The following is a 15,078-nucleotide window of genomic DNA, read 5'->3' as shown; positions in this document are numbered from 1 at the left end:
CGTCGCCGGCTGGCCGAAAGGGGCAGGTCGGGGCATCGCGGGGCAGGTCCGTACGGCTGCCGGCGGGGCGTGGTCCAAACGCTCATGGGACGTTTCACGGGCGGAAAGATCCACGTTGGCCGGACCACCCCCGGCGCGACGAGAACACCCATATGCGTGTCGTCATCGTCACCGAATCCTTCCCGCCAGACGTCAATGGTGTGGCGCACTGCGCCCTGCAGACCGCCCGGCACCTCGCCGCGCGCGGTCATGATCCGCTCGTCATCGCCCCGACCGTGGCCGGGCCCGACATCGAAGCACCGTGCCCCGTCGTACGCGTGCCGTCCCTGCCGCTGCCCGGCTATCCACAGGTCCGCGTGGCCCTGCCCAGCCGGCGGCTGGCCGCGGCGCTCACCGCCCACCGGGCCGATGTCGTCCACCTCGCCAGCCCGTTCGTGCTCGGGGTGCGCGGGATGGGAGTCGCGGCGAAGCTCGGGCTCCCCGCCGTCGCCGTCTACCAGACCGACCTCGCCGGCTACGCCCGTACCTACATGGGCGCGGGCGAGGGCACGGCGTGGCGACGCATCCGTACGGTGCACACCGCCGCCGACCGGACCCTCGCGCCGTCCAGTGCCGCCGTGCGGGATCTCGAGGAGCACGGAGTGCCCCGGGTGCGGCTGTGGCCGCGCGGGGTCGACACCGAGCGGTTCCGGCCCGAGCTGAGGGACGAGGCGCTCCGCCGCGAGCTCGCCCCGAACGGCGAGACGATCGTCGGATACGTCGGCCGGCTGGCGCCCGAGAAGTGCGTCGAGCTGCTCGCCGGGGCGTGCGAGCTCCCGGGCGTACGGGTCGTGGTCGTCGGAGACGGACCGAGCGGCGCGTCGCTGCGGGGCGCACTCCCCGGCGCCGTGTTCCTCGGCCGCCGCACCGGCGACGACCTCGCCCGGATCTTCGCCTCGCTCGACGTCTTCGCGCACACCGGGCCGTACGAGACGTTCTGCCAGACCGTGCAGGAGGCCATGGCCAGCGGTCTGCCGGTCATCGCGCCCGCCGCCGGCGGGCCACTGGACCTCGTCGACCACGGCCGCACCGGGCTGCTCGTCCCGCCGCACGACGTACGCGAGGTGCGGGACGCGGTGGCGGCGCTCGTGGCGGACCCGGCGCGCCGGGAGGCGTACGGGCAGGCCGGGCGGGCCATGGTGGAGGGCCGGACCTGGGCGGCCGTCGGCGATCAGCTGCTCGGCCACTACGCCGAGGTGCTCCGGGACCGTACGGCGGTGGCGGCATGAGCGGGCTGCGGATCGTCCGGCTGGCGAACTTCGTGACGCCCGCGTCCGGGGGCCTGCGCACGGCCCTGAGAGAGCTGGGCCGCGGCTATCTCGCGGCCGGGCACGAGCCGGTACTGATCGTGCCCGGTGACGTGGAGAGCGACGAGATGACCTCCCAGGGGCGGGTCGTCACCATCCCCGGACCGGTCCTGCCCGGCACCGGCGGCTACCGCGTCCTGGCCGGCCGCACCCGGCTGCGAGAGCTCCTCGAGGAGATCGCCCCCGACCGGCTGGAGGTCTCCGACCGCACCACGCTGCGGTGGACCGGAGAGTGGGCGCGCCGCCGCCGGATCCCCTCGGTGATGGTGTCCCACGAGACGGCGGACGGCGTGCTGCGCACCTGGGGCGTACCGGGCGCACTCGCCGAGCGCACCGCGGACCGGCTCAACCGGCGAAGCGCCTGGTCGTACTCGCGGATCGTGTGCACGACGGAGTGGGCGGAACGGGAGTTCATACGCATCGGCGCGAGCAATGTGCTCCGCGCACCGCTCGGCGTCGAGCTCGAACGCTGCCGTCCCGGCCGGCGCAGCAAGGTGCTGCGCGCCCGCTACGCCGAGGGCGCCGAGGTCCTGCTGCTGCTCTGCTCCCGGCTGTCCGTGGAGAAGCGTCCGGGCATGGCGCTCGACGCGCTCGCCACGCTGCGCGAGAGCGGGGTGCGGGCGGCGCTGGTCGTCGCGGGAGAGGGGCCGATGCGGAGCGGGCTGATCCGGCGGGCGCAGGACGCGAGGCTGCCGGTCCACTTCCTCGGCCACGTCGCCGACCGCGAAGCCCTCGCGGACCTGCAGGCGGCCGCGGACCTCTGTCTGGCGCCCGGGCCCGCGGAGACCTTCGGGCTGTCCGCCCTGGAGGCCCTCGCCTGCGGCACGCCGGTCGTGGCCAGTGCCTCCTCGGCGCTCCCGGAGGTCATCGGCGACGCGGGCATCGCGGCGCTCGACACCCCGGAGGCGTTCGCCGACGCGGTGCGGGAACTCGCCTCCCGCCCCGAAGCGGCCCGCCGCGCCGCGGCCCGCGCCCGCGCGGAACTCTTCAGCTGGGACCGCGCGATAGCGGCCTTCCTCTCCGCCCACGACGCCCCCACCCGCGTCCCGGGCCACCCGGAGGTGGCGGCATGAGCACGCCTCTGAGCCCCCCGGGCCTCGTGCCCGACTCCGTTGCCGCGCTCGCTCCCGCGTTCCCGGCCGGTGGCGGGTCGCGGAACGACTCCGCGCCGCCCCGGTCGCCGGCCGCGCTCGGTTCCGTGCCCGCAGGTGCCGCGTTCCCGGCCGGTGGCGGGTCGGTGAACGACTCGGCACCGGCCCGGTCGCCGGCCGCGCTCGGTTCCGTGCCCGCGGGTGCCGCGTTCCCGGCTGGTGGCGGGTCGGTGAACGACTCGGCACCGGCCCGGCCCGTGGCCGAACTCGTCGGCGTACCGGCAAAGGCGCCCGCGGCGGCGGGTGGGCACGGCGCCGGCGTGGCGATGCTGCCCCCTGCGAGGGCAGGGGCAGGGGCAGGGGCAGGGGCCATGGGCGCCGCGACGCCGGTCGAGCCGGCCATGGCCGGTGTGCCGGAGCCGCGGTCCGCCAGGGCCCCTGCACCGGCGAGGCCGGCGGCGCGTGGCGTCGCCCCCGCGCGGCCGTTGCGGTTCGCCGCGCTCGGTGACTCCCTCACGGAAGGTGTCGGCGACCGGGTCGACGGCGCCTGGCGGGGCTGGGCCGCGCTGCTCGCCCTGGGTGTCGGGGAGGCCGGCAGACCCGCGGAGTTCCGGAACTTCGCCGTCAGCGGCGCGCTCACCCGCGACGTCGACGAGAAGCAGACCCCCAAGGCCGTCGCGTACGGTCCCGACATCGCCGCGGTCGTCGTCGGGGTGAACGACACGCTCCGGCACACCTTCGACATCCACGACCTCGCCGTCCGGCTCAACAAGGTCTGCGCCGCTCTCAGCGAACGCGGCACCCGGCTGCTCACGGCGTGTCTGCCCGACCCGGGCGCGATGCTCGGGCTGCCCGCACCGCTCGCCCGGCCTCTCGCCCGTCGGCAGCGGGGCGTCAACGCCGTCGTACACGCCCTCTCCGAGCGGTACGGAGCCCTCCACCTGCACATCGCCGACGCGACCTGGGTCGAGGACCGGACCATGTGGAGCGCGGACCGGCTCCACCCCGGTGAGCGCGGCCACCGCATGATCGCCGCACGCTTCCACGAGCTGCTCGCCGCCGAAGGGCTCGCCCTCGGCCCGGCGCCCGGGGTCGAACCGACGCAGCCCGCGCCCAGCCGTATCGCGAAGGCGCTCTGGTTGGCCACGGCCGGCACCGGCTGGGTGGCCCGCAGATGCACGGACCTCCTGCCCCAGCTCGTGTGCCTCGCCGGTGCGGAGGTGCGCCACTGGGCCCGCGGCACCGGCGCCTGCCTCGACCTCGTCGCCGAAAACGCCCTCTCCTCCGCGCTCGCCTCACTCTCTCTCGACCCGCCCCTTGCCAGAATGGGGGAATGAGCGGGCGCTGGGAGTTCTGGATCGACCGTGGCGGGACGTTCACCGATGTCGTCGGCAGACGCCCCGACGGACATCTCGTCACCCGAAAGCTGCTTTCCCACAATCCCGAGCACTACCGCGACGCGGCCGTCGCCGGCATTCGGCTGCTGCTCGGGCTCGGACCCGAGGACACCGTGCCGGCGGACCGGATCGACGTCGTCAAAATGGGCACGACCGTCGCCACCAACGCTCTGCTCGAGCGGCACGGCGAGCCGACCGTCCTCGTCATCACCGAAGGCTTCCGGGACGCGCTGCGCATCGCGTACCAGAACCGCCCCCGTCTCTTCGAGCGCCGCATCGTCCTCCCCGAGGCCGTGTACGACCGGGTCATCGAGGTCCCCGAGCGGACCGACGCCCATGGCGAGATCGTCAGGCCGCTGGAACTGGCGCCGGTCACGGAACAGTTGCGGGCGGCCCGCGAAGACGGCTTCCGCAGCGTCGCCGTCGTCCTCATGCACGGCTACCGCCACCCCGCCCACGAGTCCGCCGTCGCCGACGCCGCCCGCTCCCTCGGCTTCACCCAGGTGAGCTGCTCGCACGAGGTCAGCCCGCTGATCAAGCTCGTGCCGCGCGGCGACACCACCGTCGTGGACGCGTACCTCTCACCGATCCTGCGCCGGTACGTCGACGAGGTCGCCGGGGAACTCCGCTCCATCCGGCTGATGTTCATGCAGTCCAACGGCGGACTGCGCGAAGCCGCCCACTTCCGGGGCAAGGACGCCGTGCTCTCCGGCCCGGCCGGCGGGGTCGTCGGCATGGCCCGCACCTCGGAGCAGGCGGGCTTCGGCTGGATCATCGGCTTCGACATGGGCGGTACCTCCACCGATGTGTCGCACTACGCGGGGGAGTTCGAGCGGGAGCTCGGCACCCAGGTCGCCGGCGTACGGATGCGCGCGCCGATGATGAACATCCACACCGTCGCCGCCGGGGGCGGCTCGATCCTCCACTTCGACGGCCAGCGCTACCGCGTCGGACCGGACTCGGCGGGCGCCGTACCGGGCCCCGTCTGCTACCGGCGTGGCGGCCCGCTCACCGTCACCGACGCCAATGTCATGCTCGGCCGGGTCCAGCCCGCGCACTTCCCGGCCGTCTTCGGGCCCGACGGCGACCAGCCGCTCGACGCCGACGTCGTACGGGAGCGGTTCGAGCGGCTCGCGGGGGAGGTACGGGACGCCACCGGCACCGCCCGCAGCCCGGAGGAGGTCGCGGCCGGCTTCCTGGAGATCGCCGTCCTCAACATGGCGAACGCCGTCAAGAAGATCTCCGTGCAGCGCGGCCACGACGTCACCCGCTACGCCCTGACGTGCTTCGGCGGCGCCGGCGGCCAGCACGCCTGCGCCGTCGCCGACGCCCTCGGCGTCAACACCGTCATCGTGCCGCCGCTCGCCGGTGTGCTCTCCGCGTACGGCATCGGTCTTGCCGACGCGACCGCCATGCGTGAGCAGTCGGTCGAGGCCGAGCTGAACGACGCCGCCGTGCGCCGCGTGGAGGACCTGTGCGGCGAACTGGCCGAACGCACCCGCGCGGAGCTCCGCGACGACGCCGTACCCGACGACGCCATCACCACCCACGCACGCGTGATCATCCGCTACGCCGGTACGGACGCGGGCGTGCCCGTCCCCCTCGGCACGCTCGACGCGATGCGGGAGGCGTTCGAATCGGCGCACCGGGCGCGATACGCGTTCACCATGGACAAGCCCCTCGTCGTGGAGGCGGTCTCGGTCGAGGCGGTGGGGACGGCGGGACCCCACGGATCGGTTGTCGTCGAAGAGGCCACTGAGGGCGGTGGGGCCCGGGTGCGGGCGACCGTGGGAATGTTCGTCGACGGCAGCCGCACGGACACACCGCTCTACCGTCGGGAGGATCTGTCCCCGGGCGACACCGTCGAAGGCCCCGCGATCATCGCCGAGGCGGACGCGACGACCGTCGTCGACCCGGGCTGGCAGGCGGCTGTGGGGGACGGCGGCCATCTGCTGCTCACACGCGTACGGCCCAGGCCCGGCCGCTCCGCCGTCGGCACCGACGTCGACCCCGTGCTGCTGGAGGTCTTCAACAACCTCTTCATGGCGATCGCCGAGCAGATGGGCGTGCGTCTGGAGAACACCGCCCACTCCGTCAACATCAAGGAGCGGCTCGACTTCTCCTGCGCCCTCTTCGACGCCGAAGGCAATCTCATCGCCAACGCACCCCACATCCCCGTCCATCTCGGCTCGATGGGCGAGTCCATCAAGGAGGTGCTGCGCCGCAACGAGGGAAAGCTGCGCCCTGGCGACGTGTACGCCATCAACGACCCGTACCACGGTGGCACGCATCTGCCCGATGTGACCGTGGTGACGCCGGTCTTCGACGACGACGGCGGCGACGACGGCGACAGCGGGGGCGGCGGGGGCGGCGGCGGTGAGCTGCGCTTCCTGGTGGCCTCGCGCGGTCATCACGCCGAGATCGGCGGCATCACGCCGGGCTCGATGCCCGCTTTCAGCCGCACGATCGACGAGGAGGGCGTCCTCTTCGACAACTGGCTCCTCGTACGGGACGGGCGGCTGCGCGAGGCCGAGACGCGCGAGCTGCTCACCGGCGCCGCGCACCCGTCCCGGGACCCCGACACCAATCTCGCCGACCTTCGTGCGCAGATCGCCGCCAACGAGAAAGGCATCTCCGAACTCGGACGCATGGTGGAGGAGTTCGGACTCGACGTCGTTCAGGCCTATATGCAGCACGTACGGAACAACGCCGAGGAGTCCGTGCGCCGCATCGTCGCCGAGCTGAGCGACGGCTCGTACCGCTACGAGACCGACGGCGGCGCGGTCATCGAGGTCGCGATCAGTGTGGACAGGCAGGCCCGCAGCGCCGTCCTCGACTTCACCGGTACGTCGCCGCAGCAGCCCGGCAACTTCAACGCGCCCAAGTCGGTGGTGATGGCGGCCGTGCTGTACGTCTTCCGGACGCTGGTCGCCGACGACATCCCGCTCAACAGCGGCTGCCTGGAGCCGCTGGAGGTGCGCGTACCGGACGGCTCGATGCTGGCTCCCGCCTACCCCGCCGCGACGGTCGCGGGCAATGTCGAGACCTCGCAGGCCGTCACCGGGGCGCTGTACGCGGCACTCGGGGTGCAGGCGGAGGGCGCCGGCACGATGAACAACGTCACCTTCGGCAACGAGCGGGTGCAGTACTACGAGACGGTGGCGAGCGGTTCCGGCGCGGGCGACGGCTTCGACGGCGCGGATGCCGTACAGACCCATATGACCAACTCGCGGCTGACCGACCCGGAAGTGCTGGAGTGGCGCTACCCGGTGCGGGTGGACGCCTTCTCCGTGCGCGACGGCAGCGGGGGATCGGGGAAGTGGCAGGGCGGGCGCGGCGTCGTGCGGCGGATCCGCTTCCTGGAGCCGATGACGGTGGCCCTGCTCACCGGTCACCGGCGGGTGGAGCCGTACGGGATGGCCGGCGGCGAGCCGGGCGCGCTCGGCGCGAACTCGGTGGAGCGGGCGGACGGCACGGTCGAGGAACTGCAGGGCGTGGACTCGGTCGAGGTCGGCCCCGGCGACGTCCTGGTGGTCCGGACGCCCGGCGGGGGCGGGTACGGGTCCGCGCCTTCCCGTCCGTCCGGGGGAGCCCCCACGCCGCGGGGCGCAGAGGAAGTGTGAGGAACGGACACACGGGGTGGTGTGACGAAGACGGCGCGCTTCCCGGTCGCACCGGAACGCCGGCCCCGGACTCACCGCACCGGAACGAACCGCACCGGTGTCCCCGGCACCGCCTGCGCCGCCCCCGCGAGGTCCGCCTCCCGGACGACCGCGATCACCGGATAGCCGCCGGTCGTCGGGTGATCGGCGAGGAACACGACGGGCAGCCCGTCCGGCGGCACCTGCACCGCGCCCAGGACCATGCCCTCGCTGGGCAGTTCGGCTCGCACGGCGCGCTCCAGCGGCGAGCCTTCGGTGCGCAGTCCTATGCGGTTGCTCGCCGCCGACACCCGGTAGGCGCCAGTGGCCAGCGTCCGCAGCGCTGCTTCCGTGAACCAGTCGTCGCGCGGACCCAGCCGTACCCGCAGCACCAGTTCGGACGGCGGACGGGGCCATGGCGAGCCGTCCACCCGCGCGGCCGGACCGGCGGGCGGGCCCAGCGGAATCACCGCACCGTCGGCGAGCGGCGACGGCCCGAGACCGGACAGCAGGTCCGTCGACCGGCTGCCCAGCACCGCATCGGATGCGATTCCCCCGCCGATCGCCAGATAACTCCGTACGCCGTGCCGCGCCGCGCCCACCTCCAGCAGCGCCCCCGCCGCCACCCGTACCGGTGCGCCCCAGGCAACGGCCCGGCCGTCCACCTGCACCGGGCAGGGGGCCCCGCCGACCGCCACGGTCACGGCACAGCGCGGCCGCACCGCACACCCGGTGACCGTGGTCTCCAGCACCGCGGCCGGCTCCGGATTGCCGACGAGCCGGTTGAGCAGGCGTAGAGCGTACGGATCCAGGGCGCCCGAGCGGGGTACGCCGAGGTGGGCGTGCCCGGGCCTGCCCAGGTCCTGCACGGTGGTCAGCGCCCCGGCTCGCACGACCGCGAGAGCACGGTCGGTCACCGGCTCTCCCGCGTGGCCGGTACGAAGCGGACCCTGGCTCCCGGGGACAGCAGCGCGGCGGGCTCGCGCGCCGGTTCCCACAGTGTCAGGTCCGTCGTCCCGATCAGCTGCCAGCCGCCGGGGGACGAGTGGGGGTACACGCCCGTGTACGGTCCGGCCAGCGCGACCGAGCCTGCGGGAACGGCCGTCCGGGGCGTGGCCCTGCGGGGTACCGCGAACCGCTCGCCGAGCCCGGTGAGATAGCCGAAGCCGGGCGCGAACCCGCAGAAGGCGACGTGGAATTCGGCCGCCGAGTGGATCGCCGCCACGTCCTCCTCCGCGACTCCCCACAGTGCCGCGACCTCCGCCAGATCGGGCCCGTCGTAGCGCACCGGAATCTCGATCACGTCCCGGGCGTCCGCCGCGAGCGGCGGTATGTCCCATCCGGGCAGCTCGGAGGCGAGCCGCCCGGGCTCGTCGACGCCGTCGAGCAGCACCGTCCGCGCCGCCGGCACGATCTCCCGGACCGGGGGGAGCGTACCGGCGGCGCGGCGGCGCAGCAGCTCGGCATGGAGCGACTCGGCCTCCTCGGCACTGCCCAGCTCCACCAGCAGTGCCCGGTCACCCACGGGCAGCAGCCTCATACGAAGGCCTCCACGCGGACACCCGCCCCCTCCAGACGCGACCGCACCCGGCGGGCCAGCTCGACGGATCCGGGCGTGTCACCGTGCAGACAGAGCGAACGGGCGCGGACGCCGACCGACTGGCCGCAGAGCGAGGTGACGACGCCGAACCTTGCCATGGAGACCGAGCGCTCGACCACGGTGCCCGGGTCGGTGACGACGGCACCCTCCTGCCCCCGTGGCACGAGGGTGCCGTCCGCCGTGTAGGCCCGGTCCGCGAACGCCTCGGTGACAACGGGGAGTCCGGCCTTCTCCGCCCTGGTGTGCAGTTCGGAGCCGGGAAGGCAGAGCAGCGGGAGCCGCTCGCCCGTGAGCATGACGCCCTCGACGACGGCCTCCGCCTGCTCCTCGTCGTGGACGACGCGGTTGTACAGCGCTCCGTGCGGCTTGACGTACGAGACGCGCGTACCGGCCGCACGGGCGAAGACCTCCAGCGCACCGATCTGGTACGCGACTTCGGCGGCCAGCTCGGCGGGCGGGACGTCCATGGAGCGGCGGCCGAAGCCGGCCAGATCGCGGTAGGAGACCTGGGCGCCGATCCGTACCTTGCGCTCGGCCGCCAGGGCGCAGACCCGCCGCATGGTGGCCGCGTCCCCGGCGTGGTAGCCGCAGGCCACATTGGCGCTGGTGACGACGGAGAGCAGCTGCTCGTCGTCGGTCAGCCGCCAGCGGCCGAAGCCCTCGCCGAGGTCGGCGTTGAGGTCGATCGAAGCCCAGGTCATCGTGGAGGTTCCTTTCACGCGAGCTCGCGGCCGCGCGTCTCCGGCAGCCCGAGCAGTGCCACGACGGCGAGACCGTAGCCGACGGCGCCGAAGACGAGAGCGCCGCCGACGCCCCAGCTGTCGGCCAGGAATCCGACGAGGGTGGGGAAGAAGGCCCCCACCGCGCGGCCGGTGTTGTACGTGAAGCCCTGCCCCGTACCGCGCACCGCCGTCGGATACAGCTCGGCGAGGAACGAGCCGAAGCCACTGAAGATGGCCGACATGCAGAAGCCGAGCGGGAATCCGAGTATGAGCAGCACTCCGTCCGCCCCTGACGGAATGTTCGTGTACGCCAGGATGCAGGCGGCCGAGAGCACGGCGAACAGGGCGATGTTCCGCTTGCGGCCCAGCACATCGGTGAGATAGCCGCCCGTGAGATAGCCGATGAAGGCTCCGGATATGAGGAGCGTCAGATAGCCGCCGGTGCCGACGACCGTGAGTCCCCGCTCGGACTTGAGGAAGGTCGGCACCCAGGTGGCGAGGGTGTAGTAGCCGCCCTGGACGCCCGTGGAGAGCAGGACCGCGAAGAGCGTCGTGCGCGCCAGATCCTTCCGGAATATGGCGGAGAACGAACCCCGTTCGCTGCTCGCGCGGCGTCGCTCCGCCGCCTCCGGCGCGTCCGTCACATTGCGCCGGACGTAGACGACGAGCAGGGCGGGCAGCGCGCCGGTCCAGAACATGACGCGCCACGCGGTGTCGGCGTCGACGAACTGGAACACCAGCGTGTAGACGATGACGGCGAGGGCCCAGCCGGCGGCCCAGGCGCTCTGGACCGCGCCGAGCGTGCGGCCGCGGTGCCTGGCCGTGGCGTACTCGGCGACGAGGATCGCACCGACCGCCCATTCGCCGCCGAAACCGAGGCCCTGGAGGGCGCGGAACACCAGCAGCGTCTCGTAGTTGGGCGCGAAGCCGCACAGAACGGTGAACAGCGCATAGGTGATCACCGTGATCATCAGTGCCCGGACCCGGCCGATGCGGTCGGCGAGGATCCCGGCGAGCGCACCGCCGACGGCCGAGACGACCAGGGTGACGGTGGTGAGCAGTCCGGTCTGGCCGCTGTCGAGACTGAAGAACGCGGCGATCGCCACCATGCTCAGCGGCAGCGTGAAGAAGTCGTAGGAGTCCAGGGCATAGCCGCCGAACGCGCCGCCGAAAGCCCGGCGGCCGCGCGGTCCGAGCGCCCGGAGCCAGGTGAACGCACCCGTGTCCTCGGGGCGTTCGCCTGGCTTCGGCTGGGTCTGCTGGGTCGTGCTCATCTGCACCTCGCAGAGGGGGAGAGGGCGCGGCTGAGTGGTGCTGCTGAGTGATGCGCTGGTTCTGCTGAGTGACGCTCACCACACCGTAGAGGATTGTTGAACGATCCGACAAGAGTCACGTTGTCTCGTTCTTGCTTCTACGATGGAATCGGACGGCGCCGGCGGGCCGGCGGTCATGGTGAGCGGAATAGAGGGCGCTGTGGGGGCTGCAGGGATGACGGGGGCAGAGCTCGGCGAGCTGGCTGACGACCGCCAGTTGCTCGGCCGTACGAGCACGGCGGAGCGGGTTGCGGACATCCTGCGCACCCGGATCGCGGAGGGCTTCTTTCTTCCCGGGGCACGGCTCTCGGAGGACAGCATCGGTGGCGCGCTGGGCGTCTCGCGCAACACGCTGCGCGAGGCGTTCCGGCTGCTGACCCACGAGCGGTTGCTGGTCCATCAGCTCAACCGCGGCGTGTTCGTCCGGGTCCTCGCCGTCGAGGACGTCGAGGACATCTACCGCACCCGCCGACTGGTCGAGTGCGCCGTCGTCCACGGGCTCGGCGAGCCGCCGTTCACGCTGGACGGTCTGCGCGACGCGGTCATCGGCGGCGAACAGGCGGCACGCGAGGAGAACTGGAAAGGCGTCTCCACCGCCAACATCCATTTCCACCGGGAGCTCGTCGCGCTCGCGCACAGCGTCCGCACCGACGAACTGATGCGGGGCGTCCTCGCCGAACTCCGCCTCGCCTTCCACGTCGTGGACGACCCCCGGGGGCTGCACGAGCCCTATCTCGTACGGAACCGGCAGATTCTGGATGCCCTCAAGGCGGGGGAGCGGGACGGCGCGGAGCAATTGCTCGCCGACTACCTCGACGACTCACGCACTCAGCTGGTGCGGGTGTACGCGGGGCTGGTGCCGGACGGGGACGTGGCGGAGCGCTGAGACGCGCAGGAGGATGCCGGGTGTGCGTCGGACACGCGCCACCGGGCGTGCGTCGGACACGCGCCACCCGTCGGACACGCGCCGCCGGTCGCGCCCGGGTGGCCGGGCAGGCGCCGGAGGGACGCCGGACGGACGCCGGAGGGACGCCGGACGGGTGTCCGGCGCATGCCGGTCGTGTGCCGCCGCCGGTCGTGCGCCGGAGGGCCGGGCGTGCTCGGGTGGAGGCCGCTCGTGTGCCGGGCGCGGGGTTTCTGCGCCGTTTCGACCGTTGTCAGTGCGAGGACCTAGTCTGTGCACCGTGACTTCGCCTGCCTCGACGGAATTCGTTCCGCCCCAGCTCAGCGCGGGGCCGCGCCCCGCGCAGGGCCCGGCCGCCGACGAAGGGCTTGCGCGGCGGCTCCGCGCGCTCGCGTGCACCGCGCCACTGCACGATCTGGACACCCGCAAGGCGAATCTGGCCGGGGAGTACTCGATCTACGCGATGGCCGAAGTCGCCCTCGCCGCCATCGATCTCGTCACGCTCAACATGGACTTCGACACCGGCGCCGACCATGAGCAGATAGTGGCGAGACTCCTCCCGCGCGTCGCGGCGCAGGCCCCGCAGCGCCCTGCCACGGAGCATGAACGGGTGGCCCGCTGGGTGCTGGAGAACCTGATCAACGTCGGCAGTGTCGACCGGGGTTTCCGTGCGGTCTACGGCACTTTCGGGCCTGATGGGGTGTATGTCCGGCGGGACTACGACTTCAAACTCATCGAGGAAGTCCCCGGATACGGCGGCAGCGTCTACCTCCGGACGACCGACGAAGCGGTCAACGTCCTCGTCGGCGCCCTCGACACGGACGTCACCAGCGCGCAGATCGCCGCCGAGGTGAAGCTAGAGGTCCTGATCGCCCGCGGTCGGCTCGCCGACGCACAGCTCGCCGCCGAGCAGGCCCGCTACCGGACCGTGCAGTACGCGGAGACCCTCCGCAGGACGCTCGAAGCCACCCGCCGCAACGTGCGCGCCGTCGACTGGCTCAATGCCGTGCCCGACATGATCGCCGAGGCGCTCGACCACGTCGCGGACCGCTATCGCCATGAGAACGCGATCCTGACCAACATCCGCAAGGTACGCGACGAGGCCGAGACCGGTTCCGATCCGAAGACGGGCGAGCACAAGCGTCGCGCCGCCGAGCTCGTCGACATAGTCAAGGACTGCATCCGCCGTCACACCCAGCTCCAGTCCCGGCTGCTGGAGGCCGGCCCGCTCTTCCGCGCCGAGCAGGACCGCCAGGCCTTCGCCGCACCCGCCGCCCGCTCCGGGCTGGATCTGTACGGGCAGCTCGTCGCCCCGCTGCTGCCGCTCTCCGTCGAGCGGGCCATACGCGTCACGGACGCCTTCTTCGCCCGTGGCACCGGACTGCGCAGCCCTGCCTCGGTCCGCATCGGTGACCTGGTGGACATGCTGCTGACGCCGCCCGTCGAGCGCGAGCACCTGGGCGCGGAGATGCCCGAGCCCGACCTGATCGCGACCCCGGACGACAGCCGCTTCAGCGAGGAGCAGCTCGCGAGCGCGATGGAGCTGCTCGACCTGGAGCACGACGCCCCACGCCGCCTCTCCGGCCTCCTCGCCGAGGCCCGCCGCCGCGACCCGGACCTGCCCTACCTGGTCGCCCTCCTCGCGATCCACGCGGCGAGCCCCCCGGTCGGCACGGCGTACCGTCAGGGCGAACAGCGCCTGCTGTTCGCCGTCGACGACGGCACGGAGCTGGACGACCCCGAGTTCGGCGGAGCCGACCTGATCGTCGGCACGGCCCTGCTGGACGCGGCGGGCATGGCGGCGGACCGCACGGAGGCGGCGTGAGCCTCTTCTCGGGGGTTGACGCCCCCAAACGCCCGTACGCCCTACGGGCGCGTCCTCGAACGCCGGACGGGCTGGAGATTCCAGCCCCGCCGGCGTTCGCGGCGTGGCGTCCGGGGCGGGGTCCCCACGCGGCCGAGTCCCATGGCGACGCTGCGGGGGAGGGCGGGGCGGGGCAGTGTCGACATGCGGCTTCGCCGAGTGGGACCGCCGCAGGCGCCCCCGGCCACCCCGTAACCCCGCACCACCCCGTAACCCCGCACCACCGCGTAACCCCGCACCACCGCACAGAGGAGCAGCAGCCGTGAGCGACCAGCACGCAGAGCACGCCGTGACCCGGCGTGAGGCGGACGTGCCGCTCGGGCCCCCGTCGGGCCCGATGGCCGCGTCCGCCGGCGTCACGCCCGCGGACGCCGCCGACGCCGCGCGGCTCGTCTCCTTCGGGCTCCAGCCCAAGCTGCTGCCCGCGCGGGACGCCGAGTACGCCGACCTGCTGCGGCGCTACCGCGAAGAGCCCGCGTTCGCACGGCTCGCCGATGCCGTCGCCACCGGACTCGGCCTCGTCGTCCTCGAAGTGTCGCCGCGCGCCGGAATGGCCGTGACCGCCGGCGAGGACTCGGTCTTCGCCGTTCGCATGGGCGACTACGCGCGTCGTGCCTCCACCGACTCCGCCGACCGCTTCCTGCACGGCCTCGCCCATCTCGCCGTGGCCGCCATGGCGTTCCCGCGTCCCGAAGACCTCGCCGACGACGGCTACATCGGCCGGATCACGGTCAACGGAGTCGACGCGTTCGTACGCCAGGCCTGCCGCCGCCTGGAGGAGCGTGCCGAGGAGCAGGGGGAGAACACCGACCCGGCCTCCGACGCCCCCGGGCTGGAAGCGGCCTGGCGGATCTACGCCCGCCGCAGCGCGACCGGCGCCACCAAGGACGCCCGGCGCCTCGCCGGCTCCACCACCGGCATCGTCGGCAAGGCCGTAGCCTTCCTCACCGACTCCGGCTTCCTGCAGCGCACCGGCGACGACGCAGGCGGCGCGTACCGCACCACCGCCCGCTACCAGCTGCAGGTCCGCGACATGGCGGGCAACGCCGCCATGGCCGAACTGCTGGAGCTCGGCGTCGTGCCCGTCACCGACGGCACCGCCACGCTCGTGCCGCCGCCCGACGCCGACGATCTGGAGCTGGCAGCCGACGCCGGTCTCCCCTTCCACGCCTGATTCCTGCCGAACCCTGCTGAGAACGA

Annotated in this window: 11 protein-coding genes; 7 read left to right on the top strand and 4 right to left on the bottom strand. The window is 73.1% G+C overall.

Going from position 1 to position 15,078, the window contains the following annotated elements:
• Positions 1–152 precede the first annotated feature (152 nt).
• From ACZ6ZQ_RS30335 to ACZ6ZQ_RS30320, 4 genes are all read left to right on the top strand, one after another.
• Positions 153–1,268 (top strand): glycosyltransferase family 4 protein, encoded by a 1,116-nt coding sequence (locus tag ACZ6ZQ_RS30335; RefSeq protein ID WP_469771714.1) that lies wholly within the window; start codon positions 153–155, stop codon positions 1,266–1,268.
• Positions 1,265–2,419, top strand: a complete 1,155-nt coding sequence (locus ACZ6ZQ_RS30330) for a glycosyltransferase (RefSeq protein ID WP_469771713.1) — start codon at positions 1,265–1,267, stop codon at positions 2,417–2,419. Before ACZ6ZQ_RS30335 ends, ACZ6ZQ_RS30330 begins: the two co-directional genes overlap by 4 nt.
• A 419-nt stretch (positions 2,420–2,838) precedes the next feature.
• Positions 2,839–3,774, top strand: a complete 936-nt coding sequence (locus ACZ6ZQ_RS30325) for an SGNH/GDSL hydrolase family protein (RefSeq protein ID WP_469771752.1) — start codon at positions 2,839–2,841, stop codon at positions 3,772–3,774.
• Complete coding sequence (locus ACZ6ZQ_RS30320) at positions 3,771–7,457, top strand: hydantoinase B/oxoprolinase family protein (RefSeq protein WP_469771712.1); 3,687 nt, start codon at positions 3,771–3,773, stop codon at positions 7,455–7,457. Before ACZ6ZQ_RS30325 ends, ACZ6ZQ_RS30320 begins: the two co-directional genes overlap by 4 nt.
• A 71-nt stretch (positions 7,458–7,528) precedes the next feature.
• Here the strand turns inward: ACZ6ZQ_RS30320 and ACZ6ZQ_RS30315 are convergent, their stop codons facing one another.
• Genes ACZ6ZQ_RS30315 through ACZ6ZQ_RS30300 form a run of 4 tightly spaced genes read right to left on the bottom strand, consistent with a single transcriptional unit; the run spans position 7,529 to position 11,071 of the window.
• Positions 7,529–8,392 carry a 5-oxoprolinase subunit C family protein gene (locus ACZ6ZQ_RS30315; protein WP_469771711.1) on the bottom strand — a complete coding sequence of 288 codons (864 nt, stop codon included), beginning with the start codon at positions 8,390–8,392 and terminating at the stop codon, positions 7,529–7,531.
• On the bottom strand, positions 8,389–9,015 hold the full coding sequence (gene pxpB, locus ACZ6ZQ_RS30310; protein ID WP_469771710.1) for a 5-oxoprolinase subunit PxpB: 627 nt from the start codon (positions 9,013–9,015) through the stop codon (positions 8,389–8,391). The genes ACZ6ZQ_RS30315 and pxpB overlap by 4 nt, the downstream gene beginning before the upstream one ends.
• Positions 9,012–9,776 (bottom strand): LamB/YcsF family protein, encoded by a 765-nt coding sequence (locus tag ACZ6ZQ_RS30305; protein ID WP_469771709.1) that lies wholly within the window; start codon positions 9,774–9,776, stop codon positions 9,012–9,014. The genes pxpB and ACZ6ZQ_RS30305 overlap by 4 nt, the downstream gene beginning before the upstream one ends.
• 14 nt (positions 9,777–9,790) lie before the next feature.
• The gene (locus ACZ6ZQ_RS30300) at positions 9,791–11,071 is read right to left on the bottom strand and encodes an MFS transporter (protein ID WP_469771708.1); all 1,281 of its coding nucleotides are present in this window, start codon (positions 11,069–11,071) and stop codon (positions 9,791–9,793) included.
• Between the two features lie 214 nt (positions 11,072–11,285).
• On the opposite strand from ACZ6ZQ_RS30300, the gene ACZ6ZQ_RS30295 reads away from it, so the two are divergent.
• The 3 genes from ACZ6ZQ_RS30295 to ACZ6ZQ_RS30285 all read left to right on the top strand — a co-directional run bounded on the left by ACZ6ZQ_RS30295 (position 11,286) and on the right by ACZ6ZQ_RS30285 (position 15,052).
• Complete coding sequence (locus ACZ6ZQ_RS30295) at positions 11,286–11,996, top strand: GntR family transcriptional regulator (RefSeq protein ID WP_469771707.1); 711 nt, start codon at positions 11,286–11,288, stop codon at positions 11,994–11,996.
• A 298-nt stretch (positions 11,997–12,294) separates the two neighbouring features.
• The gene (locus tag ACZ6ZQ_RS30290) at positions 12,295–13,839 is read left to right on the top strand and encodes a hypothetical protein (RefSeq protein WP_469771706.1); all 1,545 of its coding nucleotides are present in this window, start codon (positions 12,295–12,297) and stop codon (positions 13,837–13,839) included.
• Between the two features lie 301 nt (positions 13,840–14,140).
• Positions 14,141–15,052: a hypothetical protein gene (locus tag ACZ6ZQ_RS30285; RefSeq protein WP_469771705.1), complete on the top strand. Its 912-nt coding sequence runs from the start codon at positions 14,141–14,143 to the stop codon at positions 15,050–15,052.
• The last annotated feature ends 26 nt before the right edge of the window (positions 15,053–15,078 follow it).

Source organism: Streptomyces sp. NPDC053673, assembly GCF_055585225.1.
This window is presented reverse-complemented; position numbering and strand designations above follow the sequence as displayed.

Coding starts and splice junctions, on each gene's coding strand:
- ACZ6ZQ_RS30300 (WP_469771708.1), bottom strand. CDS start 11,071: ATGAGCACGACCCAGCAGACCCAGCCGAAGCCAGGCGAACGCCCCGAG.
- ACZ6ZQ_RS30335 (WP_469771714.1), top strand. CDS start 153: ATGCGTGTCGTCATCGTCACCGAATCCTTCCCGCCAGACGTCAATGGT.
- pxpB (WP_469771710.1), bottom strand. CDS start 9,015: ATGAGGCTGCTGCCCGTGGGTGACCGGGCACTGCTGGTGGAGCTGGGC.
- ACZ6ZQ_RS30320 (WP_469771712.1), top strand. CDS start 3,771: ATGAGCGGGCGCTGGGAGTTCTGGATCGACCGTGGCGGGACGTTCACC.
- ACZ6ZQ_RS30330 (WP_469771713.1), top strand. CDS start 1,265: ATGAGCGGGCTGCGGATCGTCCGGCTGGCGAACTTCGTGACGCCCGCG.
- ACZ6ZQ_RS30295 (WP_469771707.1), top strand. CDS start 11,286: ATGACGGGGGCAGAGCTCGGCGAGCTGGCTGACGACCGCCAGTTGCTC.
- ACZ6ZQ_RS30305 (WP_469771709.1), bottom strand. CDS start 9,776: ATGACCTGGGCTTCGATCGACCTCAACGCCGACCTCGGCGAGGGCTTC.
- ACZ6ZQ_RS30325 (WP_469771752.1), top strand. CDS start 2,839: ATGGCCGGTGTGCCGGAGCCGCGGTCCGCCAGGGCCCCTGCACCGGCG.